A 24,135-nucleotide genomic window follows, 5' to 3' on the forward strand; every position below is an offset into this window, starting at 1 on the left:
GGCCAAACCAAGGTGCGATTTTATGTGTGAAGGCAGAAAATTTTTCAGAGTCCGAATTACGCTTGTAGCTGTGATGGGGCTTGGTGTTGCAGGGTGCCAACTGGCCGGGCCGCCTGATGTGATGGAAAGTCCCGACCGGTTGCCGCCGACATTGGTCATGCCCAACCGTCCGGCAATGGCCAATGACTGGTCCGATAGGTTACCGCTGATTTATAATCAGGTTGCCGGGTGTTTGAATGCCGATCCGTCGCCGCCCGCCCGTGTGGTGGCAGCCGGAACAAACAGGGACGGACAAATCGTAATCGACATGACGGGGGATAGCGGCACCTATATGCGATGCCTGAGTGATCCGTCAGGAAAAAGCAAACCGGTTTTGTTTCGTCAGGATTTGCCGGTTAGTATGCCTGGGCCTGCCTATACGCCAACCCCCTATCCGCCGCCCAAATCGACAGATCCCGGTGTTTGTTATGAACATTATCCTGTGTCCGATAAAACCGGCTGGCAACTGGGATGGTTGAGTTACGCCAGAGCTGGAACGGATTGCAGTACAGCCGCAGTTGCCCGGCCCTGATGCCTTGCGCCGAATATGAGTGACGAGATGATGCGCTTTTGAAAGACAAAATATGACCAAACTGAAGATCACCGCCGGTCCGTTTGTATTTGATGCCAAACTGGAAACCGAAGCCGCACCAAAAACCTGTGCGGCCTTTATGGAACGCCTGCCTTTTATCAGCAAGGTGGTTCATGTGCGCTGGAGTGGCGAGGGGGTATGGATGCCGTTGGGCGATTACCAGTTCGGTGTCGATTATGAAAACCACACCAGCTATCCCGCCCCCGGCCAGATCATCCTTTATCCTGGCGGGATCAGCGAAACCGAAATCCTGCTGGCCTATGGCGGTGTGCATTTCGCCTCAAAGGTCGGCCAGCTTGCCGGTAATCACTTTATCACCATCACCAGCAATCTCGATGATGTGGTGAAGCTGGGCAAAATGACGTTGTGGGAAGGGGCGCAGGATATCCGGTTTGAACGGGCGTGAAAGTAAATCGCTTTAGTGTGATATTTCGTCTTTTACAGGTGTGTCGGCAATATCGTTAAACAGGTCATTATCAAATTTTGTCGCGCTGACGATATTGTCCTGTTTCAGGACGATCCCAAGCTTTCTGGACTGATCGTTTGACTGCGCCAAATTGTAATCAGTCGTAAAAATTACTTTCAGGTTGCTGTTGCGATAGCCACTCAGAACAGGCTGTAAAAGGATCTCCTGGTCCATGCCATTATGCTCATTGGGTTCACCCATATTCAGCACAAAGCCAACATAAACCTTCTTGTCGCTCATGGAGAGCATGATCTGGGTTTCGTTGATCAGTGCATCAAACAGGAAGCTGTCTAATGGGCTGTCTTTGAGAATTTTCTGAATAACAGAGGTTTTGTAGGCCTCTGTGGATCCTGTGAGCAAGGGCAACACACGGGGGAAGAGATAGGCAAGTGCAAAAGGGCACAGCAATATAAACAGGGCGGTGTTGTATTCGAGATAGGTCCGCGCTGGTATCGCGATATGTAACAGTTCATAGCCAATCGTCCAGGAATTAAGTGCCTTGCTAACAAAATCAAGATTGCTCAAGATTGTTAGAAAGATGGAGGATGCAAAGAACAGGCAGAGCCCATATTGCGCAGAACGCAAGTACAAATACTGGTTCTCCGCCCGGTGCATCTTATAACGCAAGGGTGGGTGGAGATGGCAGAACCAGAAACCGGCAACGAGAATGGGGATCGTTAAGAGGATACCCAAGGGTTACTACCTGCCTGCAACAAGCTGGGTTGCATCTTTGATGGCTTGTTTATATCGCGCGCTTTCAATCAGCATGTCCTGATTGGCAACAACAGTGCCGCGACCAACCACGCGTACGCGACCGGGTGTTTTATTAAGCTTTTCAATCAATGCAAGCTGATCGCTATCGAGAAACAGTCGTCTTATGAGATTGAGCATAATCCAGTTCGTCCTTTCCCGATAAGATGTGTCATCGTTCATTGCAGGTTAAGTTTCCAGCATGCAACGGATAAGAACATATCACAAACAGAATCATTTTTGGGGGGTGTTTTTCATACTGAATTTTCCCGCTTTATCGAGGTGGAGAAATCGAGCGGGCGGTTTCAACGATATGGGGGACGATTTCCTGTTCGGCCTTTTCCTGGGTCCAGCGAATGACCGGCAGGGAACAGTGAATGGCGGCAACAGGTTTGCCGTCATTTGTGCAAATTGGGGCGGCAACATTTATTTCGTCAGGCAGGACCTGGCGTTCGCTCATGCAATAACCGTTTTCCCGTGCGCGCAGAATGCTATCGAGAATTTCCTGGCGGTCCAGGGTTGTGGTGCCGGTATATTGTTTGAGCGGCCATTCATTGACGCATTTGCGAATGGTGCCTTCATCCTGGCGACTTAGCATAACGCGCCCTGACGAGGCGATCAGAGCGGGAACGCGCCGCCCGATGATGGATGCGCCATAGCTTGTCCGGTAGCCCGGAAGACGGACGACATACATGATGTGCTGGTCAATGGGGCGGGCGAGATTGATGGTTTGCTGAAGCTGGCGGCTAAGTTCGATCAGGCGGGGCATGGCAAGCTGGACCAGATTGTCCGACCACAAATAGGCATAGGCCATATCAAGATATTTCAGGGCCGGACGATAGCGCCGGGTTTCGGCGTTTTTATCGAGATATCCCAATTGATGCAGTGTGTTGACCAGACGTTGGGCCGCACTTTTATCCAGCCCGGTTTCACGCGCGATCTCCGACAGGCCAAGTTCAAGTTTTTCTTCCGAAAACACTTCGAGAATGCGCAATCCCTTTGCCAAAGACGAGACATAGAGCGTGTTTTGGCGCGGTTTTTCCGATCCGGTCATTTTTGAATGTTTCCCGTTTTTGTCGTCTGGATTGTTCTGGCTTGTTGACAGGTCAATCAATGCCACTTATCGTTAATTGATATACAGTATACTGTATCATAATATAATACAAAATATCACGGCGAACAACGTCGTGGCTAAAATCAGAAAATGTCATGGAGGCATCATGAAGACGGTTCTTACGGGGGCGAGTCTCTTCGCCCTGACCATGCTGGCTGCGGCAACGCCTGCTCTGGCTGGTAAATCTGACGACACCCTGAATATCGCCTTTACCAAAGAGCTTGAAAATATCGACGGCTATTTCAATTCGGCCCGTGAGGGTGTGATCATGCAGCGTACTGTCTGGGACAGCCTGCTGTATCGCGACCCGGAAACCGGCGAATACAAGGGTAACCTTGCGACCGACTGGAAATGGGTTGACGATGTGACCATTGATTTCACCCTGCGCCAGGGTGTGAAGTTCCATAACGGTGCCGATTTTACTGCCGATGATGTGGTTTATACCGTGAACTGGGTGGCAGACCCGTCACACGGGGTAAAAACCCAGCGCAATGTGAACTGGATGAAAAGTGCCGAAAAACTTGGCCCTTATAAGGTCCGTCTGCATTTGAAGGCCCCTTTCCCGGCGGCATTTGAATATCTTTCCGGTCCGGTTCCGATTTATCCGCATGAATATTATGCCAAGGTTGGTCCCAGCGGCATGGGCCAAAACCCGGTGGGGACCGGCCCGTACAAGGTTGTTTCGGTTGATCCGGGCAAGCATTTCGTGCTGGAAAAATTCGATGGCTATTTCAAGGACAGCCCCAAGGGGCAGGCGAAAATCGGCCATCTTGATATTCGCACCATTCCCGACATCAATACCCAGGCGGCCGAACTTTTTAGTGGCGGATTGGACTGGATCTGGCAGGTGCCCGCTGATCAGGCAGAAAGCCTTGAGGCAATGGACCAGTTTACCGTTGCCAATGAAAGCACCATGCGCATCGGTTATCTTGACATGGATGCCGCCGGACGGACCGGTAAAGATAATCCGATGACGAAACTGAAGGTTCGTCAGGCGATTAACTATGCCATTGACCGCGAAGCGCTGGTGAAGGTCATGCTGAAAGGCAAGTCCAAAGTCGTGAATGCCGCCTGCTTCCCGTCGCAGTTTGGCTGCACCGATGATGTCACCAAATATCCCTATGACCCAGAGAAGGCGAAGGAGTTGTTGGCCGAAGCGGGATATCCTGACGGGTTCAGCGTTGATTTCTATGCCTATCGTGACCGGGAATATGGCGAAGCCATCATGGGGTATCTGAATGCTGTCGGCATCAATACCAACTTCAAGTTTCTGCAATATTCTGCCTTGCGCGAGATCCGCATGTCGCAGGGTGTGCCGATGTCGTTCCAGACTTGGGGTTCCTATTCGATTAACGATGTTTCGGCGATCACCAGCGAGTTTTTCAAACTTGGTTCGCTTGATACCGCGCATGACGAGCAGATCAAGGAATGGCTTGATGTTGCTGACTCGTCGATCGACCCGGAAAAGCGCAAGGAATATTACAAAAAAGCCCTGCAAAAGATTGCCAACGAGGCCTATTGGGCGCCGCTGTTTTCTTACAACTCCAACTATGTCTTTACCAAGGATCTCGAATTTACGCCAACCACGGATGCTATTCCGCGGTTCTTCCAGATGAGCTGGAAATAATCTTTCGAGAACCAGAAATGGGGTAACGGACGGTGTTGGTTTTTACACTTAAAAGGCTGGGGCTGGCCTTGCTGGTCGCCCTTGCCGTCTCGATGCTGAGTTTCACCTTGTTGCATCTGTCAGGCGATCCGGCATCCGCGATTGCCGGTGAGGGGGCAACGGATGTAGATATTGCCGCCATTCGGGCTTATTACGGCTTTGACCGGCCCCTGATCGTGCAATATGCTGATTGGCTGTTCAAGGCGCTGCGTGGCGATTTTGGCGAGAGCTACTACTTCCAGTTGCCTGTCGCACAGCTTATCGGGGACCGCTTGTCGATCACGATGACGCTGGGGATTTGCGGCATTTCCTTTGCTTTGCTGACGGCTGTGCCTTTGGGTGTTGCTGCCGCCGTCCGTCCCAACAGCCTTGTTGACCGGGTGGCTTTGTTCATCTCGGTCATGGGCCAGGCCATGCCAAGTTTCTGGTTTGGCTTGGTTCTGGTTGTTATTTTCAGCATCAAATTTCAGCTTCTGCCTCCGTCGGGGACCAAAAGCTGGGAAAATTTTATCATGCCTACCGTGGTGCTGGGCTATTACGCCATGCCTGCCATTATGCGTCTGACGCGGGCAGGGATGCTCGATGTTCTAAGTGCCGATTATGTGCGTACCGCCCGTGCCAAGGGGGCCGGGGAAATGCGGGTCATGTTCAAGCATGCCCTGCGCAATGCGATCATCCCGGTGGTCAGCCTTTCGGCCGTGCAAATGGGCTTCATGCTGGGCGGGTCGATTGTTGTTGAGTCGATTTTCGCCCTGCACGGGGCGGGCTATCTGGCGTGGGAATCCATTGGGCGGAATGACCTGCCGACCGTGCAGGCCCTGATCCTGATTTTTTCGCTGTTTTATATCGTATTTACCTTCCTTTCCGACTTGTTGAATGCGTGGCTTGATCCGCGCATGAGGGTGGGCTGACACATGGCAAAAACAATTGAAACTGTTGAAGCTGCACTTAGCGGCCCGACCCCCGGCCAGGTTTTGCGCGGCCGTATTTTCGGCCATCGCGGGCTGATGTTTGGCGGCGTGGTTTTGGTCGCAATCTGCATTGTTGCCCTGCTGGCCCCGATGTTGGCACCGCATGATCCCTATGCCCAAAGCCTGATGGCCCGCATGCAGCCGCCTGTTTGGTATGACAAGGGAACCTGGGATCATCCGCTGGGGACGGACCATCTGGGGCGGGATTACCTTTCGCGTCTGTTATATGGCGCGCGCATTTCGCTGCTGATTGGCGGTTTTGCCGCCCTTATTTCGGGGTTGATTGGCACATGTATGGGTGTTGCTGCGGGTTATTTTGGCGGCAAGATTGATAATATTGTTACATTCGTGATCAATGTGCGTTTGGCGATGCCAGTCGTTCTGGTGGCGCTGGCGATTGTCGCGGTGTTTGGCGGCTCGCTTGAGGTGGTTATTCTGGTTCTGGGCTTTTTGCTGTGGGACCGTTTTGCCGTGGTGATGCGATCCTCGACCCAGCAATTGCGGTCGATGGAATATGTCAATGCCGCACGCGCGATTGGCTGTTCCACCCGACGCATCATCTTTAGCGAGATCATGCCCAATATTGTGAACAATCTGATTGTGGTTGTGACCCTGGAAATGGCCCACGCCATTTTGCTTGAAGCGGCATTGTCGTTTCTGGGGCTGGGGGTTCAGCCGCCAACCCCGTCCTGGGGGCTGATGGTTGCCGAAGGGAAAAAGATGCTGCTGTTTGAACCGTGGCTGATCACCATTCCCGGTATTGCCCTGTTTGTTCTGGTGCTGGCGATCAATTTGCTGGGCGATGGCCTGCGCGATGTGTCGGCACCTGAAAACCGCAATTAGGAAAGGAGAGAAACCATGAGCACTATTCTCTCTGTACAGGATCTCAAGGTTGATATTCCGCTGGCGGGTGGCGTTTTGCATGCCGTGCGCGGCATTGACTTTGATCTTAAACGTGGTGAAACCCTGTGTATCGTTGGGGAATCGGGCAGTGGCAAATCCCTGACATCGCTGGCGATTATGGGGCTTTTGCCGAAAATGGCGCAATGCCGGGCACAGAAACTTGAATTTTCCGGTATTGATCTGTCGAAGGCCAAAAATCGCCAGATGCGCAGTTTGCGCGGTGACCGGATTTCGATGATCTTTCAGGAACCGATGACGTCGCTCAACCCGGCTTACACCATTGGCGACCAGTTGGCCGAGGCCTTGTTGCTGCATCGCAAGGTTGGCAAAAAGGCAGCGCAAGCCCGTGCGGTGGAGCTGCTTGAAAAGGTGGGTATCACCGCAGCGGCCAGCCGCCTTGGGCAATATCCGCATCAATTATCGGGCGGCTTGCGCCAGCGTGTGATGATCGCAATGGCCCTGATGTGCGAACCTGAACTGATCATTGCGGACGAACCGACAACGGCCCTTGATGTGACGATTCAGGCGCAAATTTTACGCCTGCTAGTGGACCTTCAGCGCGAAATGAATATGGCGATGATCCTGATAACCCATGATTTGGGCGTTGTGGCCCGCGTGGCGGACAAGGTTGCCATCATGTATGCGGGCGAGGTGGTTGAAGCAGGCAAATCCGAGGATGTGTTTAACGCGCCCCAGCATCCTTATACCCGTGGTTTGTTGCGCTGCATTCCCGTGCCGGGCAAAACCAAACCCGGTGAACATTTGGGGTCCATTCCCGGTATTGTGCCGTCTTTGATTGGCGAAACACAGGGCTGCGCGTTTCGGGGCCGATGTGATGTGGCAATGGATGCCTGCGCACAGGATATTCCCCGGCGTGTGAGCGAAAGCGGCCATATGTATCGGTGTATTCATGAAGGCGGACAACCGGCAGCGAATACTATTCAACGTGAGGGCCGCCTATGACATCGCCCGTTCTTGAACTGAAAAATGTCTCCAAGGTTTTTTCGATCAAACAGGGGATGTTTGGCAAACGCAAGCCGCTCAAGGCGGTGAATGAAGTGGACCTTAGCCTGAATAAGGGTGAAGTGCTGGGTCTGGTTGGGGAATCAGGCTGTGGTAAAAGTACGCTGGCGCGTATTTTATTGGGTCTTGAAAAGCCAACTGATGGCGAGGTTCTGGTTGATGGTAAAAATATCAACACGCAGGATCGGTCCTATCTGGCGCGGCGTATTCAGCCGATTTTTCAGGACCCTTATTCGTCGCTTAATCCGCGCAAAACCATTGGCGATATTATTTCGCTGCCTTTGCGGGTTCATAAAATTGGCGATGCGCGGGAATGGGATAAAAAGACAACCGATATTCTGGATTATGTCGGTTTGCCCAAGCGCGTTTTGCGCAGCTTTCCCAACCAGCTTTCGGGGGGGCAGCGCCAGCGTGTGGCGATTGCGCGTGCGCTGATCATGAAGCCGGAAATCGTGATTTGTGACGAACCGACATCGGCTCTGGATGTGTCTGTGCAGTCGCAAATTCTGAATTTGCTGGTCGATTTGCGCGATGAATTGGGCCTGACCTATTTGTTTATCAGCCATAATCTTGCGGTGATTGAGCATCTGGCGACGCGGGTTGCGGTGATGTATCTGGGCCGGGTGGTCGAGGAATCGGCGGCAGCCCCGCTATTTGCCGAACCACGCCATCCCTATACGTCGGCTTTGCTGGAATCCGTTTTAACACCAGATCCATCCCTTGGGGTGCCAGAAACCCATTTGGGGGCGGTTTACCCGAACCCGATTGATCCGCCGTCTGGCTGCCATTTTCATCCGCGTTGCGCGAAGGTGATGGATATTTGCAAGTCTGTCGCGCCGCCCTGCAAGCAAGAAGACCATCGCCGTGTTGAATGTCATCTTTATGCCGATGCCTGACAGTGCCTGCCACCATCCGGGGTTCTAACCCAGATGGTGGCAGGTGATGTGGCATGACCGGCTTTTGTCAAAGAAGTATTTCTATGGACAGTTTTTCCAATTCCCAGATTATTCGTAAACCTGCCACCAAATCGGCCAATGGCGGCATTGTTGCTGCCCAGCATAAAAAGGGTGCTGCGGTTGGGGCCGCGATCCTTGCCAATGGGGGCGATGCGGTGGATGCGGCTGTGGCCACCTCTTTTGCGATGGGGGCGGTTGAACCCTGGATGAGTGGCCCGGCGGGCGGTGGTGCGATGATGATTTATCGTGCTAAGGAAAACCGTGCTTATACCGTTTATTTTGGCATGCGGTCTCCGTCGGGGTTGAACCCGGCTGATTATCCGCTTTCTGGTAATGGCCGTGCCGGTGATTTATTTCCCTGGCCGCATGTGAAGGATGACCGGAACCAGATAGGTGCAACCTCGATTGCCGTTCCGGGAACGGTTGCCGGCATGGAAGCCGCGCATGAGAAATTTGGTAAACTTTCATGGCGCGATTTGCTGTCCCCTGCGGCACAACTGGCCGACGAAGGCCTGCATGTGGACTGGTATGCCGCATTGATCATTGCGGCGAGCACGCGTGATTTGGCCAAGAATCCGACAGCGGCGAAAACATTTTTGGAGGACGGGCAGTGGCCGACGATTGCCGGATGGACGGCCCTGTCTGACAAGCGCATTGATCTTTCGATATTGGCGGGGACATTGCGCCGTTTGGGCGAAAAGGGGGCGCGTGAATTTTATGAAGGCGACCTTGCCCATGAAATGATTGCCGATATCAAAGATGCGGGTGGTTGTTTGAGTATGGATGACCTGCGCAACTATCGGGCCGAAATTCAATGCCCGCTAAAGGTTGATTACCGACAGGGCAAGGTTTTTATGCCGCCGCAATTTACCGCCGGGGAAAACCTGGCGGAATGCCTGACGCTTTTGGGTGAAAGTGCCTTTGCCGGGCAGCGCCCGGGGCCGGATGCCTATGTTGCCTATGCCGCAGCACTGCGCAAAACCTATGCCCGTCGCCTGACCGAGATGGGCGATATCAATGATGACCGCGCCCCAACCTGCACCACGCATTTCAGTGTGGTGGATCGCGAGGGCAACATGGTGGCTGTCACCCAGACTTTGTTATCGATTTTTGGATCGAAGGTGGTTTTACCGCAAAGCGGGCTTTTGATGAATAACGGTATTCTCTGGTTTGATCCGGAAAAGGATAAGCCCAATTCCCTTGCGCCATCCAAGCGATGCCTGATGAATGTTTGTCCGGCCCTGGGCGAGATTGAAGGGCGGCGCTTTGCCATTGGCGCATCGGGCGGACGCAAGATTTTGCCTGCGGTTTTGCAGCTAACCTCGTTTATGACGGATTTTGGCATGAGCCTGGAAGAGGCCATGCACCAGCAGCGGATCGATAGCAGCGGCGGCGATACGGTGATTGCCGATCAGAGTTTGCCCGAAGATGTTTTGGCCGCTTTGCAGAAAGAATATCCAACCAAAACCACGCGTCGTATGCCCTTTCCCTATGCCTTTGCCTGTCCGGCCGGGGTTGCGCGGGACGGAAATATCAATAGTGGGGCAACGGAAATCATGTCGCCCTGGGGCGATGCGGTTGCGGAAAAAGCATAAAGAAAGGACGTATCTGTAATGTCTAGCCGTGAACAGGTTATTGAGCGCATCACCCGGTATTTCGACGAGGGGGATTTTTTGCGCGAACTGACGGGACTTGTTGAAATTCCCAGCGAAAGCCAAAATCCCGAGCGGGCAGCAGAACTGCAACGCTATATCGACGAAAAAATGATTCCGATGTTGCGCGACATGGAATTTACCACCCGTGTGATGGAAAATCCGTCCACCGGATTTGGCCCGTTTTTGTTTGCCGAACGCCATGAAGGCGACGGTTTGCCAACCATCCTGACCTATGGGCATGGCGACGTTATCCTGGCTCAGGAAGGGGAATGGCGCGAAGGCCTGGAGCCTTTCAAGGTTGTTGTGGAAGATGACCGCATTTATGGCCGTGGCACAGCCGATAACAAAGGCCAGCATTGCATTAATCTGGCCGCCTTGCGCGCGGTGATCGCCGAACGGGGCAAGCTTGGCTTTAATTGCAAGGTGATTATCGAAACCGGCGAGGAAACAGGTTCGCCGGGGCTGGCACAGTTGTTTGAGCAAAATCGCGACCTGTTTGCCGCCGATGTGCTGATTGCATCGGATGGCCCGCGCCTGAGTGCGGAACGCCCGACCCTGTTTATGGGGTCGCGCGGGGCGATCAACTTTTCATTGTCGCTGAATTATCGCGAAGGCGGGCACCATTCCGGCAATTGGGGCGGGTTGCTGAAGGATCCCGGTGTTGTGCTGGCTCATGCCCTGGCAACGATTACCGATGCAAGGGGGCAGATCCAGGTGCCTGAATGGCGGCCGGATAGTTTGACCGCTCCGGTGCGCACGGCCCTGGAAGATTGCGCCATCACGCAAAGTGCTACTGGCCCGAAAATTGATGCGGACTGGGGGGAAGAAAGCCTCAGCCTGGCGGAAAAGGTTTATGGCTGGAACAGTTTTGCGATTTTGGCAATGAAAAGTGGCAACCCGGAAAAGCCGGTCAATGCGATTGCCCCGGCCGCGATTGCGCATTGCCAGTTGCGTTATGTTGTTGGCACGGACCCGGACGATATTTTGCCCGCCTTGCGCCGTCATCTTGATAAGCACGGTTTTACCGATGTCGTGATCACCCCGGCCGAGAAGGGTTTTTTCCGGGCCACACGGCTTGATCCTGATCATGCCTGGGTGCTGCGCGCACGGGATTCCCTGATGCGGACAACAGGCAAATCGCCTGCCGTGCTGCCCAATCTTGGCGGGTCGCTGCCCAATGAAACATTCGCCTATATTCTGGGCATGCCAACCGTCTGGATACCGCATTCCTATGCCGGTTGTTCCCAGCATGCCCCCAATGAGCATGTCTTAAAAAGCCTAAGTCGTGAAGCCTTGCAAATCATGGCGGGTTTGTTTTGGGATATTGGCGAGGGTGTAGAATAAAACAGTACCAACAAGGAAAGGGCGTGCAGTTGGCGCGCCCTTTTTTGATTCCGAGCGTGATTGCATGATTTTTTGTGCTATGGGATTTGTATCTCCGTCGCAAAATGGCAGCAACAGCGTGATCCTGTGCATTGCTTTGTTGTGCCTGTTTCAATTAGGTTCATCCCTGATTGTGTTATGTGGAGAAGAAAATGCAGGAACAATTGGTGCAATGGTTGTTGGGGCTTTATCCATCCTTGGATGAATTTGCCGATCCGCTTGCCATTTTGATTGTTCTTGTGCTGATTTTTGGCATTTCAGTGCTTATTCATATCACGCTGCATCGCTGGGTGTTGCCCTCCCTTGAAGGGATTGGCGGCAGTCATCAGCATCACTGGCAAAAGGTGATGGTGGGGCATGGGCTGTTTGGGCGTGTCGCCCTTGTTGCACAAGGAATTATTGTGCATGTCCAGGCCGGTCTGTGGCTTGCCGATGGGACCGTTCCCATTGAGCTGCTTTATACCGTATCGGAATTATGGATTATCTTTTTTGCGTTGATGTCGCTGTATTCCCTGCTTGATACGGCTCTGGACGGGCTGCGATTTAACGTTACAGCGCGCAATTTGCCCATCCGGGGTATTTTTCAGGGGGTAAAACTTGCGGCTTCGATCCTGGCAGGATTGTTGAGTGTTTCGATTTTGATCGGGCAATCTCCGGTGATTCTGTTAAGTGGTCTGGGTGCGATGACGGCAGTTTTAATGCTGGTTTTCAAGGACCCGATTTTGGGGCTTGTCGCTGGTATCCAGCTTTCGGCAAATACGATGTTGTCGGTGGGGGACTGGCTGGAAATGCCCAAATATGGGGCGGACGGCGATGTGACCGATATTGGCCTGACCACTGTTAAGGTCCGTAACTGGGACAATACAATTACCACCATTCCGACCTATGCCCTTATTTCCGATTCCTTTAAAAACTGGCGGGGCATGAGTGAATCTGGTGGACGCCGGATCAAGCGCAGCTTTAACCTTGATGCGACAAGTGTGCGTTTTTTAACGGAAAGCGATTTGAAACGCCTGTATCGCGGCCAACTGCTGGCCCCGTATCTGGACGACAAAATCACCGAGATCGAACAATTCAATCATAGCCGCAATGTGGATTTATCCTCGTTGGTGAATGGGCGTCGCCTGACCAATTTGGGTACTTTGCGGGCCTATTTGACGGCTTATTTGCGCAATCACCATGACATCCGACAGGATATGACATTGATGGTGCGTCAGTTACAAGCTGGCCCCGAGGGTGTGCCAATCGAGATTTACGCTTTTACCAATACCGTCAAATGGCTGGAATACGAGGCCATACAGGCTGATATATTTGACCATGTTTTTGCGATTTTGCCGGAATTTGGCCTGCGCATTCACCAAACCCCCAATGGCTATGACATGCGCATGATGGCGGCCCAGGGTGGCGATACAAGACATCGCATCCCAGAACCGCCCGAGGCGGCAAATGGTTGATGTGTGTTTGCCTGTTTTCGTCAGGTCCGGTTTATTTTGTGGTTTTGGGGCATAAATTTTCGGATCATCAATATATTTTTTGTAGAATGCCTGATGAAACTGATCTTGCGGAATTAAAGGAGGCCAGGTTTGCCGGGTGACGTTCTTCAAAAATCTTTAAGCGACCTACAGGCAGAGCTGGCGAGGAAGGTTCTCCATTTGGCCCAAAATGGTCACTGGGAACCGGGTGAACATGTATCGGAAATAAAGCTCGCCAACGAACTGGGGACATCGCGTTCACCAGTAAGAAGCGTTTTGCAGATACTGGAGCACTTTGGCGTATTTTCAAAAATTCCGAATGTGGGTTTTCGTTTTGCCGGCATCGCATCCGAACAATTTGATATCGACGCCTGGTTGCCGCGATCAGAGTTGGAGGATTTGTACGAAAAGATCATGATTGCGCGTGCCAGCGGGCATATTGGCGTTGAAGTTTCCGAAGCTGAACTGGCAGAACAATTTGGTAGATCACGCGGCGTTGTGCGGCGTGTCATGATGCGTTTTGCCAATTCAGGTTTGGCGGAACGCCGAACCGGGCATGGTTGGCGGTTTGCCGAAACCCTGGATCGTCACGAAGCCATAAACGAGAGCTATGCTTATCGGATTATTATTGAGTGTGGTGCCATTCGTGAGAGCAGCTTTGAGCCTGTGATGTCGCAATTGCAAGACTTGCGCAGCGCACAAACTGCGATTTTGCAACGCCCATTGGCGGAAACTTCCGGTAGTGCCTGGTTCGAGGCGAACGCCAATTTCCATTCGACAGTTGTATCGTGGGCTAATAACCGTTTTTTGAGCGAAAGTATTGCGCGACAGAATAATTTGCGCCGTATGACGGAGTTTGTTGAATTTACCCGTTTGACCGAAGAACGGATAAAAAAATCGGCCCGAGATCATCTGGCTATTTTAGATGCCCTTGAGAAGGGCGACAAAGAAGGTGCGGTTGACATCCTCTATCGCCATCTCAGCCGGACCTCAATTGATGAAAAGTCAGATTAGTGTTTTAACCATTGAGAAACCGGGTAAAAAAATCTTTTACTGGCGGCTGGATTTTATCGCCTTCGTGGCCTGCATTCGGCACAATTTCCGTTTCGACACCAACGCCAATATCAGACAGATTTTGGGCGAGACTTTTAAGGCGTTCCATTCTGGTATGGCCAGAATCATTTATGCCTTCCATCCAAAATGTTGATTTTTCACCAACCATTGTACCCTCGGGTGATGTATCATTCGCGCCAATCACAAGCTGCACGGCAATATTTTGCATAATTTCGGGCCGCAGGGGCGCGCCTAATTGGTGTTCCATATCTGCGGTGCCAACCCACCAGGGGGTATTGTTATCGGCAAGGGTAACGGTGCCTGGTGCGGCGATTGAAATGGCCGATAAACGCTCGGGGTGACGTAACAAAAAACGATGGGCAAATTGGCCCCCACCAGAAAACCCGTGCATCATAAACTTTTTGCTGTGAAGGCGAAAAATGCCGGATACTTCGTCGATCATGTCGAGAAGAACAGTGTCATAGGCAACATCGCCATAACGGAGATGCTTGTAATTGTTGAAATCGTCCAGGCTTTCGATCCCGCAGGGAAAGAGCGGTGCTAGTAATGCGCATTGTTGGGCTTCGGCGAAATCGACAAACTGATCGCGCAATTCATAGGCGTTGCGCATGCTGCCGTGAATCAGAACGACCAGCGGATATGTTTTCTCGCCTGCCGGATCATAGTTTTTCGGCACATAGGTGCAGTAGGAAAACCGCGGGTCGCTTTGCAACGAAAACATGGCACTGCGGTCAAGGCGGTAAAAATTCAGTTTTGCCATCAGTTTGCTTTGTCCTTTGCATAGGCCGCCAATTTTTCGCTCAGCCGGGTCATTGCGGCTTTGAATGCCGGGAAGTCAGCCGTTTTTTCGCGGGTGGTTTCGTCCATATACATGCGGCGATTGATTTCGAATTGCACCGCATGGCGGCCAATTGCCGGGTTGGCATAGGCCTCTGTCAGTTCGGCCCCCCGGAAGGGCTTGTTCATTTCAACGACAAAGCCTTCACCGCGCAGAATCTCGCATAACAGGTTGGTAAATTCGGTTCCTGCGGAACGCCCATAAAGATCGCCAATGCAAATATCAGGGCGTGAAGCCCCTTTTCCGTCGGACGACATGGTATGGCCGATATTGGTCATGGAATGACAGTTGACATGATAGACGGTGCGAAACTGGCCGTATGCGGCATCCAGTAACCGACGAAGCGCACTGTGATAAGGAAGCCAATAGGTAAGGATGCGGTCGCGGGCCTGGGCAATGGTCAGCGGGCGGTCATACATGGCGGTGTCGTCCCATGCCTTGCGCCAAATAAGGCCCATGCCGCGTTTGGCGGTGTTGCTGGAACGTGTGGGATAGGGCCAGTCCCCGTCAACCATGCTGACATCCATGTCAGACAGGGACCTGTTCACATCAAGGAAGCTGCGCGGGAACAGGGCACGTAGCAGGGGGGCGCCATAATCAGGTGCGGCGGCAAATAAATCATCAACATGGGTGTCGGCTGAAACGCGCACCGCATCCACGTCGACCGCAGGATGAAAATCGGCAGGAAGGTCAAGACCGCTATGTGGGCTGTCAAAAACCAGTGGCACCAGCGGGGCTTTGGGCGCGTCAATGCTTAAAACACCGGGAATATCTTGCGGGACAGGCAGCAAGGGAAGGGTGAATTCGGGGGATGTCATGATGTTTTTGTCTCTGTATCCGCGTTTGCACCGATGGCGTCATCGATCTGTTTAACAACGCCGGTAATGTCGCCCAGACGTTCGCCGTTTTGCAGGCGTTCCATGGTGCGGGCGACACGGCCCTGGCGGGCAATGCCGGCATCGGCTTCGTTTTCTGCTTCATCGGCAGGCAGAAAAACGACGCCGGATGCGTCGGCCAGAACAATATCCCCCGGTAATACAGGCGCATTGCCACATGCGATGGGACGATTGAAGGTGCCACCCAAATTCAGTCTTCTTGTTGTTAAAGACGATGCCCCACGGCACCAAACCGGCAAGCCTTCATCGAGAATTTCGTTGATGTCGGTGACGGGGCCGTCGATGACAACACCAACAGCACCTGCCTGTTTTGCCGCACGCGCCACCGCCCCGCCAAGGCAGGCGTGGCGGTCGTCGCCCAACCGGTCCACGACCAGCATGTCGCCAGGGCGGATTTTGCTAACCGCGTAGTGCATCAGTGTAGAGCACATGGGCGGCAGGGCCAGGGTGACAGCGACACCGACCCGCACCGTTTGTTTGCTATCAAGCGCCTGAATGGTCCGATTGGCAAATCCGGTTAGTCGTACATGACCAAGGGTAGCTGTTTCAACCTGCTCCAGCTTTGCCCGCAAAGCCGGATCAAGCGGTGCCGGTAAAGGATCAATACGATAGCGGTTCATGATACCTCCGGTATAAACGGATTTTTGGGATCAGCACGCAGCAAACAACGGATCAGGTCGGCTGTTATGTTCGTGATATGCTGAGCGAGTTTTTCGCCATGCTGCGATGATGCCAAAGCGGCTGAACCGGAAAGCAATCCGTTTTCATCAACCTCTTTGGCGTTTAGCGGCAGATTAAGAGAAATGCCGTCAAACGTGACGCCAGACACACCGCGCACAGGGAAACCAAGGGCGGTTTTGCGGCGTGTTTTTGCTGTTCTAAGGTCGAGACGGCATTGTTCCGGGTATAAATGCAGCGCGACCGAACTTATGGGTTCGCCGCCATGTCCGCGCACGGTTGCATCACCAAACAGTGTTGTTAACAGGCTGTCCGGGATGGTTTTCCAAATATCAAGTGATGGCACCATAATGCCTCGATCACGGCGAATATCGCGCACGACTTGCGAGATCAGCGAGGCGTTAGTGGTATGGCCGTTAAAAATCAGAAGACGATTAAGGTCGTGGTCAAGCAGGCTGTCGAGCATATCGCGCAGGACCGCCTTGAAGGTTTCGGGACGCAATTGCATGCCACCGGCAACATCGCGGAAAAAATCGGCATACCCAAAGGGGAGGCCCGGCGCAACCAGCGCGCAAGGGCCTGCATCCTGTGCTGCCATGACGGCAAGGCGTTCCGCCAATTGGTAATCCCCCATCGGGCAATGGGGGCCTTGTACTTCTTGTGACCCAAGTGGCACCAGAATGACCGTCGGTTCTTTCACCCGCGCTGCAAATTCAGTCGCCGTCATGTCTGCGATGCGGTGCTTTGTCATGATGCGGTTTCTTTTTGACGGGCGTTTTGGGTCAGGTGCCCTTTTATTTCGGGCAGCGACAGAATGGACGAATTCACATTCACCTGCCGGAACATCCGCAATTTACCATTTCGCAGTTTGCAGCCTACCGTATCGCGAAATGCGGTTTCGATGAAGGCCCAGTCAAATGTTAGAATGTGCCAACCTTCGTCATCCATTTCTGACCATGCAGCCCATGCTGCTACGGCAAAGCCTTCATCGGGTTCATAGGCATGGTGCAGGCGTGCGCCGCTCATGGTTGTGACACTTTCAACCCTGTGTCCCAGTCCTGCCTGAATACGGTGTGCCCCGCGATGGTCTTTCAGAACAAAGACAATATCGCGACCGGATTGTTCCAGACGAAGGGCAGTGATGCCCTGATCGTTGGGTTCGGCTGTATAGGTTCCAGCCCAGTTTTGTGGTGCATGCGACCAGCTTTCGCCAGGTGGCGGGCAAAGTTCGAGCATATTGATCCTCCCTGGCAGATCGGGCTTGTCCCAGGTGCCCAGGGCAGGACGCAGTACGTCGTGGATAAGGCCGTGAAAGCGGCGGTCATTGTCGTCCATGCCCGCAGTGAAGGCGATGACCGCCCGTTCATTGGGCAGTACAATACAGGCCTGGCCGAACAGGCCCGTCGCGGCGTAGCTGTCATGGGGCCCACGCCACCATTGATAGCCATATCCTTCGCGCCGTTCCGGGCTTGCGTCACCAACACTTTCATCGGGACCAAGATAATGCTCGCCGGTTAACACCCCAAGCGAGACATCACGCAGTTGCATGCCGGTTGCGGCTTTGGTCCAGTTTTCAGGCAGAACCTGATCCCCGTTCCATTTGCCGTGTTGCAAATGCAAGATCCCCAGTTTTAGCAAATCAGACGTCAGGCAGGTCAGGCCGTTGCCACCACTATTAACCCCCTCAGGGCTTAGGTCCCAGCGAATATCAGGTGACATTTGCAAGGGCGTAAAGACGCGATCCGTAAGGTAGTCATGAACGGTTCGCCCTAAAACACGCTGAACAATGGCCGAGAGTACATAGCTGCATGCGCTGTCATAAACAAAAATTTCGCCAGGAGCATAGACAATGGGTTGTTTGAGGAAATCTTCGACCCAGCTTGTTTTGAGTTTTCGCCATGATCCACCGGAAATGCCACAGGCGTGACCGCTGGTCATGGTAAGCACATGACGAATTTGCATGGCCTCGATGCCACTGGCGGCCGACTTTTTAAATTCCGGGAAAAAATCGATGACCCGGTCTGTCAGGCTTAGTTTGCCATCCTCTATGGCCAGTCCTACAGCCATAGAGGTGAAACTTTTGGTGACCGAATGCATCATATGCAAGCGGTCCGGCCCGTAAGGTGCCCAATAGGCCTCGGTGATCAATGCGCCATCATGCCAGACCAGCAGGCTGTGCATTTCAATGCCGGCGCGTTCAATTTCGTCAAGCACGGTTAAAATGATGGCAGGGTCCGTTTTGTGACTTTCAGGCGTTGCGCGGATCAGTCCGTCTTTATGGCTCATCCCACAGCCTCCGTTGTCAGATCGGGTTCGCCAAAGCGCCAACTTAAAACAACGCCGGTTTCCGTGCGGTTCAGCTTGGGAATTGCCGACAGCAGGGCGCGGGTATAGTCGCTTTTGGGGGTATCAAATATCTGGTTGCGTGCCCCTTCTTCGGCAATTTTGCCATCGCGCATAACAATTACTCGGTCCGCCAGTTGTTCCACCACACCCAGGTCGTGGCTTATAAAAAGGCAGGAAAAGCCGTAGCGATGTTGCAGGTTACTTAAAAGCTCCAACACCTGCGCACGCACGGTGACATCAAGGGCCGAGACGGCTTCATCCGCGATTACGAAATCAGGCCGGCCGATGATGGCCCGTGCAATGGCGACGCGCTGGCGTTGCCCACCCGATAGTTCATGGGGCAAGCGGTCAAGATGGGCCGTTTTTAACCCGACTTCTTCAATTGCAGTGCAAATGCGCTCCTCCCGTTGGGATCGGGGAAGATTTTTTTCGTGATACAGGGCTTCAGCCAGGGTGCGCCGAATGGTAAAGCGCGGATCAAGCGATCCAAACGGATCCTGAAAGATCATTTGGCAATTTCGGCGATAATCCATCCATGTGGCATTACCTTTTTTAACCACCCGCCCGCGAAATAATACTTCGCCCGCACTGGTTTTGATTTGATGGGCAATGGCCTTTCCAAGGGTAGTTTTGCCAGAGCCTGAAGCACCAACAATGGCAACAACTTCGCCGCGCCGCACAGTAAGGTTAATGCCGTGAAGCGCCTTTTTCTTGTCGACCTTACCAAACAAACCCGACCGGGATTTATATTCGACTGCCAGATCACGGGTTTCGAGGATCGGTTGGTCGGTATCATTGAAAAGACGAACGGGTCCGCGTTCTGGCATGGAACGCAGCAGGTTGCGGGTATATTCGTGTTGTGGTGTCGCTAAAATATCGGCTGTTTGGCCGGACTCAACAATCTCTCCCTGGCGCATAACAAGCAGGCGTTCGCAATAATGTGCCACCATCGGTAAATCATGGCTGATCAGAATTAATGCTGTGCCTTCTTCTTTGGTCAGTTCCAGCATGAGTTTCAAAACGCTGCGCTGGACAAGGGCATCGAGTGCGGTTGTGGGTTCATCCGCGATCAGCAGTGCAGGCTTTAGCAACATGGCCGATGCCAGCATAATCCGTTGGCGCATACCGCCGGAAAATTCGTGGGGATAATCGTCCAACCGGTCTTGCGGGGCAGGAATGCCCACCCGTTCCATAATTTCAAGAATACGGGTACGGCGTTCTTTTGCGTTTAGGTCGGTATGTTCTTGCAGCGGTTCATTAAGCTGTCGGCCAATTGTCATTGACGGGTTCAGGGACGTCATGGGTTCTTGAAAAACCATACCGATCTCGGCCCCGCGCAGGCGGCGCAGGTCCTTGGCTTTCATGTCCAGCACCGAACGCCCCTGAAACAGGATGTCTCCGCCATAGGGAACCACAACACCGGGCTGAAGCCCAAAAAGCGAGCGGCCAAGCATGGTTTTGCCCGATCCGGATTCCCCGACAAGGCCTAAAACCTCGCCAGGTTTCAGATCGAAGCTGGCGGCCTTTACAATGCGGTTATCAGTGGGGCTGACCAGCCCAAGGTCGAGCGCGCGAACACTCAACAAGATTTCGGTGTCAGTCATCACAGGCCCCTCATCCGTGGGTCAAAACGGTCGCGGACATAGTCGCCAAACAGGTTGATGCCCAGCAAAGTCATCGAAATACACAGCCCCGGGAAGATCCCCAGCCATACGGCCTGTTCCATATAAGGCCGTGCGCCAGCCAGCATATTGCCCCATGTCGGTGCGGGTGGTGGCACGCCAAGCCCCAGAAAACTCAGCGCACTTTCGGTCAGCAAGACCGATCCAAACATTGATGTCGCGATCACGATCACCGGTGCCAGGCAGTTGGGAATAATATGGACAAGCAAGGTATACCCGGCGGGGTGCCCCATCAGACGCGATGCTTCGATATAATCCTGTTCGCGCAACGACATGACCGAGCCCCGAACAACCCGTGTGACCGTCGGTAAATAGGCCAAGCCCAGGGCGATGATAACGCCGGAAATGTTTGTGCCCATGATGGACAGCAAAGCAAGGGCGAGCAGCATGGAAGGAAAAGCAAGAAGCGTGTCGGTGAACAGCATAACGGTGCGGTCCACCCAGCCCCGGCAATATCCCGACAGGGCGCCAAGGATCAGCCCGAAAAAGACCGAGCATAAAACCGTCAACGTCGAAATCGAAACGCTGGTACCCGCCGCCGCCATCAGGCGCGATAAAACATCTCGGCCATATTCATCGGTGCCCAGCCAGTGGCCAGGCCCTGGAGGCAGAAGTTTGTCTTGTAAATGAATGGCAAGCGGGTTTTCCGGTGTCCAGAGCAACCCTGACAAAGCCACAACAAGGAAGAAGGCAACCAGGCTGCTTCCCAGGATTTGGTTTGTTCTACGCAAGCTCATTGGGCTTTTATCCTTGGATCGAACAGGGGGTAGCACAGATCAATAATCAGATTGACAACCACATAGGTCACCGCAACAAACAGCAGGCAGCCCTGCAAGACCGGGTAGTCGCGACCGAAAATAGATTCAACAATCAGGCGCCCAAGGCCCGGGATTGTAAAAACGGTTTCGATAACAGCCACACCGCCTAGCAAATTACCCAGAATAAGACCCAGAAGGGTCCAGGTCGGGCCAAACGCATTGCGGGCAACGTGCCGGGTCAGGATAGCGGCGTCTGAAAGGCCTTTGGCGCGTGCATGAGTAATGTAATCAAGGCGTAAAACATCCAGGGTTGATGCGCGTGCCATACGGACCAGAATACCGGTTTCATGCAGCACCAGGGACGCAACCGGCATGATCAGATAGATCAGCCCGCTCCAAAAATTATGGGCGATGGAGACATATCCGATCACCGGGAGCCAACCGAGTTTAAGACCAAAAAACAACAGCAACATTAAACCACCCCAAAAGGTGGGGATCGACATCAGCATTGTTGCCGTAATCACAACGCCCAGGTCAAAGCCGCTGCTTTGGCGCCAGGCAGCAACCATACCCAAAGGGACGGCGATAATTGCCGAGATTGCCACGGCAATCAGCACAAGTTGTGCGGAAATGAAGAAGCGATGCAGCACAAGTTGCATGACCGGTTCCCCGGTGGTGATGGAATGCCCCAAGTCGCCATGTAACAGGGCCTGAAACCACAGAAACATCTGGGTGGGAATGGATTGATCCAGCCCGAGATGACGGCGCATGGTTTCGTAAACCTGTTGGTCTGCGTTGTCGCCCAGCATGAGTGTGACCGGATCGCCCGGAATCAGTCGGATCAAGGCGAAAACGGTAATTGAAACCAAAATGAGCGTCGGTATGGCTGTAAGCAAACGTGCAACCATGAATCTGAGCATTGTGCGCCCCTGTTTGCGTGTTTTGCGTTTTACGCGGGGGCTGGTTTCGAGAAAACCAGTACCGCGTAAAGCTGTTGTTTTTTCTTGTGAGGTTTGTATTGCGGATTATTTTTTAACCCCGACACCCCATAGGCGTGTGAAGCCGTTCCAGGTGCGATAGCCCTCGATATTGGCAGCGGTAACAGAAACATCGATGCCGTTCGCCAGCATGAGCATCGGCACATCATGCAAGAACAGTTCGTGCAACTGATCAAACAGGGCCTGACGTTCGGGTCCATCGGGGGTTTGCAGTACGTCGTTTAGTAGGGCGATGGCTTTTGGATCATCCCAAATTGCACTGCCACGATCTTTTTTGGATGCTGTTACGGCGCTATAGGCCAGGGCCGGATCGGCCCGGTTGGAATAATTAAAGGCGGAAAGCTGATATTTACCATTGCGAAAACGGTCAAGCTGGGTGGCCCATTCGAGAACTTCAATCCGGGCGTTGATGCCGTTCATCTGCAACATTGCCTGCGAGATGATGGCAACATTTTCGTTGATGGGATTGCGCCGGTTGGTTTGAATGACGATTTCCTGACCCTTATATCCTGCCGCTTTCAAAAGGTCCGGGACATCTTGCGGGGCATAATCGATCCGTTTGTCCTGTATCGCATCATGATAAATGGAACGCGTTGCCACAAGCGACGCATTGGGCGTGCCAAGGCCATTTGTTGCCGCATCCACGATTTGCGAAATATCAAGCGATTTGGCAATTGCCAGGCGCATTTCACGCGAAGACAGAACCGGGTCAGTGGTTTGCATCAACAGTGTGATCATTCCGCCATGCGGTTCGGCCACGACCTTAAAGGCTGGGTCGTCCATAAGGTTCTTGGCTTCGCTGGGCGGCAAATAGGGCAAAATATCAAGATCACCACTGCGCAGGGCCGCAACGGCGGTGGATTTATCGGGTGTTACGATCAAGTTGACATCATCAACCAAAACTTCTTTACGCCCGGCATAGCCATCAACTTTCTCTCCGACCGGGTTATAGTCTTTGAATTTGGTCAGATGAATCCGTTCGCCACGTGTCCATTTGTCAAAAACAAAGGGGCCGGTGCCGATGGGGTGATCCCATGTGCCGTCTTTTGAGAAACTGTCGGGATGCATGATTGCCATACCGCCGCATTGCGACTGCGCGGTATATTTTAAAAACATCGCGTCGGGTTGGCTCAGGGAAATGACGACTGTTTGAGTATCCGGTGCATCAATTTTTTCAATCGCCGCCCCGCGCGAACCATCAAAAAATGAGGCGCAGTTGAAGGCTGGTGTGGTACGCAGCGTATCCAGGCTTTGTTTGACAATGGCGGCCGTAAGAGGTGCGCCATTATGAAAAACAACATCATCACGCAGGTGAAATGTGTAAGTGGTGCCGTTGTCCGAAACGTCCCAGCTTTTGGCCAGCATTGGTTTGATGTCGCCCCCCTCACCAAATGCAACCAACCCTTCACCGACATTCATCATAACAGAATCTGATAGGGAATCACGGTTCACACCTGGTTCAGAACTGCGTAAATCGGCTGAAATCTGAACGTTGAGTGTTTGGGCATTAAGCGAGGACGCCCCGAACAGGACGGCTCCCGCAAGTGTCGCTTGGAACCAAAACGTAGTTTTTTTCATGAGGCCTCTCCGCTGATATGTTCTGATTATTGTATTTAGATTGACCATAATACAATATTAAAACATCATACAGGTCAAACGAAAAATCAGATCGCACGTAATTTTGCCGATATGCGAGGTTAAAATTGCGACACAAGACATGCACCTGCCTGGATAGTGGCAGGAAGATTGCGTGCAGACCGCGAGCAGGTGTGGTTTGTTTGATAATTTTTTTTGGATTTTTCATAGACTTTCCACTGCAGCTTTGTTGTGCCTTAGGCTGGGACAAAGAAACTGTTGTCCTGCGTAAACGTACTA

General features: G+C 52.9%; 23 protein-coding genes. 11 read left to right on the forward strand and 12 right to left on the reverse strand.

What is annotated here, in order from left to right; genetic code table 11:
• The first annotated feature begins 121 nt into the window (after positions 1–121).
• Together LF95_RS19145 and LF95_RS19150 are read left to right on the forward strand one after the other, a co-directional pair.
• Positions 122–571 (forward strand): hypothetical protein, encoded by a 450-nt coding sequence (locus tag LF95_RS19145; RefSeq protein WP_143182110.1) that lies wholly within the window; start codon positions 122–124, stop codon positions 569–571.
• Positions 572–623: 52 nt separating this feature from the next.
• A complete protein-coding gene (locus tag LF95_RS19150) occupies positions 624–1,037 on the forward strand; it encodes a DUF3830 family protein (protein ID WP_073956801.1) in 414 nt (137 codons plus the stop codon).
• 12 nt (positions 1,038–1,049) lie between these two features.
• Here the strand turns inward: LF95_RS19150 and LF95_RS19155 are convergent, their stop codons facing one another.
• The 3 genes from LF95_RS19155 to LF95_RS19165 form a co-directional block, all read right to left on the reverse strand.
• Positions 1,050–1,790, reverse strand: a complete 741-nt coding sequence (locus tag LF95_RS19155) for a hypothetical protein (RefSeq protein WP_073956802.1) — start codon at positions 1,788–1,790, stop codon at positions 1,050–1,052.
• Positions 1,791–1,796: 6 nt separating this feature from the next.
• A complete protein-coding gene (locus LF95_RS19160) occupies positions 1,797–2,030 on the reverse strand; it encodes a hypothetical protein (protein ID WP_143182111.1) in 234 nt (77 codons plus the stop codon).
• A 91-nt stretch (positions 2,031–2,121) separates the two neighbouring features.
• Positions 2,122–2,901 carry an IclR family transcriptional regulator gene (locus LF95_RS19165; RefSeq protein WP_073956804.1) on the reverse strand — a complete coding sequence of 260 codons (780 nt, stop codon included), beginning with the start codon at positions 2,899–2,901 and terminating at the stop codon, positions 2,122–2,124.
• A 166-nt stretch (positions 2,902–3,067) separates the two neighbouring features.
• Here LF95_RS19165 and LF95_RS19170 point away from each other — a divergent pair, with 166 nt between their 5' ends.
• The 9 genes from LF95_RS19170 to LF95_RS19210 all read left to right on the forward strand — a co-directional run bounded on the left by LF95_RS19170 (position 3,068) and on the right by LF95_RS19210 (position 14,004).
• Positions 3,068–4,588, forward strand: coding sequence for an ABC transporter substrate-binding protein (locus tag LF95_RS19170; RefSeq protein WP_073956805.1), 1,521 nt, complete (start codon positions 3,068–3,070; stop codon positions 4,586–4,588).
• A gap of 32 nt (positions 4,589–4,620) precedes the next feature.
• Complete coding sequence (locus LF95_RS19175; RefSeq protein ID WP_073956806.1) at positions 4,621–5,538, forward strand: ABC transporter permease; 918 nt, start codon at positions 4,621–4,623, stop codon at positions 5,536–5,538.
• Positions 5,539–5,541: 3 nt separating this feature from the next.
• Entirely contained in the window at positions 5,542–6,441 is a 900-nt protein-coding gene (locus tag LF95_RS19180; protein ID WP_073956807.1) for an ABC transporter permease, read from the forward strand.
• Between the two features lie 15 nt (positions 6,442–6,456).
• Positions 6,457–7,464: an ABC transporter ATP-binding protein gene (locus LF95_RS19185; RefSeq protein ID WP_073956808.1), complete on the forward strand. Its 1,008-nt coding sequence runs from the start codon at positions 6,457–6,459 to the stop codon at positions 7,462–7,464.
• The gene (locus tag LF95_RS19190; RefSeq protein ID WP_073956809.1) at positions 7,461–8,420 is read left to right on the forward strand and encodes an ABC transporter ATP-binding protein; all 960 of its coding nucleotides are present in this window, start codon (positions 7,461–7,463) and stop codon (positions 8,418–8,420) included. The genes LF95_RS19185 and LF95_RS19190 overlap by 4 nt, the downstream gene beginning before the upstream one ends.
• Before the next feature lie 83 nt (positions 8,421–8,503).
• The gene (locus LF95_RS19195; RefSeq protein WP_073956810.1) at positions 8,504–10,075 is read left to right on the forward strand and encodes a gamma-glutamyltransferase family protein; all 1,572 of its coding nucleotides are present in this window, start codon (positions 8,504–8,506) and stop codon (positions 10,073–10,075) included.
• A gap of 18 nt (positions 10,076–10,093) precedes the next feature.
• The gene (locus LF95_RS19200; protein WP_073956811.1) at positions 10,094–11,479 is read left to right on the forward strand and encodes a M20 family metallopeptidase; all 1,386 of its coding nucleotides are present in this window, start codon (positions 10,094–10,096) and stop codon (positions 11,477–11,479) included.
• A 191-nt stretch (positions 11,480–11,670) separates the two neighbouring features.
• Positions 11,671–12,972 carry a mechanosensitive ion channel family protein gene (locus tag LF95_RS19205; RefSeq protein WP_073956812.1) on the forward strand — a complete coding sequence of 434 codons (1,302 nt, stop codon included), beginning with the start codon at positions 11,671–11,673 and terminating at the stop codon, positions 12,970–12,972.
• Positions 12,973–13,101: 129 nt separating this feature from the next.
• On the forward strand, positions 13,102–14,004 hold the full coding sequence (locus LF95_RS19210) for a GntR family transcriptional regulator (RefSeq protein ID WP_073956813.1): 903 nt from the start codon (positions 13,102–13,104) through the stop codon (positions 14,002–14,004).
• 4 nt (positions 14,005–14,008) lie between these two features.
• Here LF95_RS19210 and LF95_RS19215 read toward each other — a convergent pair whose 3' ends face one another.
• From LF95_RS19215 to LF95_RS19255, 9 genes are all read right to left on the reverse strand, one after another.
• Positions 14,009–14,824, reverse strand: a complete 816-nt coding sequence (locus LF95_RS19215) for an alpha/beta hydrolase family protein (protein ID WP_073956814.1) — start codon at positions 14,822–14,824, stop codon at positions 14,009–14,011.
• Complete coding sequence (locus tag LF95_RS19220; protein ID WP_073956815.1) at positions 14,824–15,720, reverse strand: N-formylglutamate amidohydrolase; 897 nt, start codon at positions 15,718–15,720, stop codon at positions 14,824–14,826. Before LF95_RS19220 ends, LF95_RS19215 begins: the two co-directional genes overlap by 1 nt.
• A complete protein-coding gene (locus LF95_RS19225) occupies positions 15,717–16,418 on the reverse strand; it encodes an RraA family protein (RefSeq protein WP_073956816.1) in 702 nt (233 codons plus the stop codon). Before LF95_RS19225 ends, LF95_RS19220 begins: the two co-directional genes overlap by 4 nt.
• Positions 16,415–17,227, reverse strand: a complete 813-nt coding sequence (locus LF95_RS19230) for a creatininase family protein (protein WP_073956817.1) — start codon at positions 17,225–17,227, stop codon at positions 16,415–16,417. The genes LF95_RS19225 and LF95_RS19230 overlap by 4 nt, the downstream gene beginning before the upstream one ends.
• Entirely contained in the window at positions 17,224–18,762 is a 1,539-nt protein-coding gene (locus tag LF95_RS19235) for a serine hydrolase domain-containing protein (protein WP_073956818.1), read from the reverse strand. Before LF95_RS19235 ends, LF95_RS19230 begins: the two co-directional genes overlap by 4 nt.
• Positions 18,759–20,426, reverse strand: coding sequence for a dipeptide ABC transporter ATP-binding protein (locus tag LF95_RS19240; RefSeq protein ID WP_073956819.1), 1,668 nt, complete (start codon positions 20,424–20,426; stop codon positions 18,759–18,761). The genes LF95_RS19235 and LF95_RS19240 overlap by 4 nt, the downstream gene beginning before the upstream one ends.
• A complete protein-coding gene (locus tag LF95_RS19245; protein WP_073956820.1) occupies positions 20,426–21,241 on the reverse strand; it encodes an ABC transporter permease in 816 nt (271 codons plus the stop codon). The genes LF95_RS19240 and LF95_RS19245 overlap by 1 nt, the downstream gene beginning before the upstream one ends.
• Positions 21,238–22,182, reverse strand: a complete 945-nt coding sequence (locus LF95_RS19250; RefSeq protein ID WP_073956821.1) for an ABC transporter permease — start codon at positions 22,180–22,182, stop codon at positions 21,238–21,240. Before LF95_RS19250 ends, LF95_RS19245 begins: the two co-directional genes overlap by 4 nt.
• 105 nt (positions 22,183–22,287) lie before the next feature.
• Positions 22,288–23,838, reverse strand: coding sequence for an ABC transporter substrate-binding protein (locus tag LF95_RS19255; protein ID WP_073956822.1), 1,551 nt, complete (start codon positions 23,836–23,838; stop codon positions 22,288–22,290).
• Between the last annotated feature and the right edge of the window lie 297 nt (positions 23,839–24,135).

It is taken from the genome of Thalassospira sp. TSL5-1, from assembly GCF_001907695.1.
GTDB lineage: Bacteria > Pseudomonadota > Alphaproteobacteria > Rhodospirillales > Thalassospiraceae > Thalassospira.

Coding starts and splice junctions, on each gene's coding strand:
- LF95_RS19230 (WP_073956817.1), bottom strand. CDS start 17,227: ATGACAAAGCACCGCATCGCAGACATGACGGCGACTGAATTTGCAGCG.
- LF95_RS19180 (WP_073956807.1), top strand. CDS start 5,542: ATGGCAAAAACAATTGAAACTGTTGAAGCTGCACTTAGCGGCCCGACC.
- LF95_RS19200 (WP_073956811.1), top strand. CDS start 10,094: ATGTCTAGCCGTGAACAGGTTATTGAGCGCATCACCCGGTATTTCGAC.
- LF95_RS19145 (WP_143182110.1), top strand. CDS start 122: ATGGAAAGTCCCGACCGGTTGCCGCCGACATTGGTCATGCCCAACCGT.
- LF95_RS19250 (WP_073956821.1), bottom strand. CDS start 22,182: ATGCTCAGATTCATGGTTGCACGTTTGCTTACAGCCATACCGACGCTC.
- LF95_RS19190 (WP_073956809.1), top strand. CDS start 7,461: ATGACATCGCCCGTTCTTGAACTGAAAAATGTCTCCAAGGTTTTTTCG.
- LF95_RS19240 (WP_073956819.1), bottom strand. CDS start 20,426: ATGACTGACACCGAAATCTTGTTGAGTGTTCGCGCGCTCGACCTTGGG.
- LF95_RS19225 (WP_073956816.1), bottom strand. CDS start 16,418: ATGAACCGCTATCGTATTGATCCTTTACCGGCACCGCTTGATCCGGCT.
- LF95_RS19160 (WP_143182111.1), bottom strand. CDS start 2,030: ATGAACGATGACACATCTTATCGGGAAAGGACGAACTGGATTATGCTC.
- LF95_RS19220 (WP_073956815.1), bottom strand. CDS start 15,720: ATGACATCCCCCGAATTCACCCTTCCCTTGCTGCCTGTCCCGCAAGAT.
- LF95_RS19195 (WP_073956810.1), top strand. CDS start 8,504: ATGGACAGTTTTTCCAATTCCCAGATTATTCGTAAACCTGCCACCAAA.
- LF95_RS19255 (WP_073956822.1), bottom strand. CDS start 23,838: ATGAAAAAAACTACGTTTTGGTTCCAAGCGACACTTGCGGGAGCCGTC.
- LF95_RS19215 (WP_073956814.1), bottom strand. CDS start 14,824: ATGGCAAAACTGAATTTTTACCGCCTTGACCGCAGTGCCATGTTTTCG.
- LF95_RS19205 (WP_073956812.1), top strand. CDS start 11,671: ATGCAGGAACAATTGGTGCAATGGTTGTTGGGGCTTTATCCATCCTTG.
- LF95_RS19185 (WP_073956808.1), top strand. CDS start 6,457: ATGAGCACTATTCTCTCTGTACAGGATCTCAAGGTTGATATTCCGCTG.
- LF95_RS19170 (WP_073956805.1), top strand. CDS start 3,068: ATGAAGACGGTTCTTACGGGGGCGAGTCTCTTCGCCCTGACCATGCTG.
- LF95_RS19150 (WP_073956801.1), top strand. CDS start 624: ATGACCAAACTGAAGATCACCGCCGGTCCGTTTGTATTTGATGCCAAA.
- LF95_RS19165 (WP_073956804.1), bottom strand. CDS start 2,901: ATGACCGGATCGGAAAAACCGCGCCAAAACACGCTCTATGTCTCGTCT.
- LF95_RS19245 (WP_073956820.1), bottom strand. CDS start 21,241: ATGAGCTTGCGTAGAACAAACCAAATCCTGGGAAGCAGCCTGGTTGCC.
- LF95_RS19235 (WP_073956818.1), bottom strand. CDS start 18,762: ATGAGCCATAAAGACGGACTGATCCGCGCAACGCCTGAAAGTCACAAA.